Annotated in this window: 1 protein-coding gene; it reads right to left on the bottom strand. The window is 72.5% G+C overall.

Annotated features, from left to right (window positions below; genetic code table 11):
- On the bottom strand, window positions 1-488 hold a 488-nt coding region (locus BV907_RS18080; RefSeq protein ID WP_139346878.1), incomplete at its 3' end, for an IS5 family transposase.
- Between the last annotated feature and the right edge of the window lie 43 nt (window positions 489-531).

Raw genomic sequence — 531 nt, 5'->3', positions numbered from 1 at the left:
GCGGCGAGGGTGATTGCGGCGAAGTAGTTCCGGGCGGTCTTGTCGGTCCGCATCGCCAGCCCGCGCCAGCCCTTGAGGCGGTTGAAGCAGCGCTCGACCACGTTGCGGCCGCTGTATACCTCGGCGTCGAAGGCCGGTGGCCGCCCGCCCCTGGAACCCCTGCGGAGGCGGGCGGCCGCATGGTCGGCCTTCTCCGGGATCGTCGCCCGGATGCCCCGCGAGGCGAGCCAGGACCTGTTCGCCCTCGACGGGTAGCCCTTGTCAGCGATGACCCGGTACGGGCGCCGGCGCGGCCGTCCCCGCCCGGGGCGGGGGACCCGGATCTGCTCCAGGGTCGCGGCCATCATGGTCGTGTCGTTGACGTTCCCGGCCGTGAGGACCCCGCCGAGCATCCTGCCCTTCCCGTCGGAAACCAGGTGCAGCTTGGTCGTCAGCCCGCCCCGGGAGCGCCCGATCGCGTGGTCAGGCGGCTCCGGGCCCAGTTTCATGTAATTCGTGTGGGCCCCCCGTGGTGCGGGCAAGGTTCGCGCC

Origin of the sequence: Sinomonas mesophila (assembly GCF_001999765.1) — a bacterium.
GTDB lineage: Bacteria > Actinomycetota > Actinomycetes > Actinomycetales > Micrococcaceae > Sinomonas > Sinomonas mesophila.
This window is presented reverse-complemented; position numbering and strand designations above follow the sequence as displayed.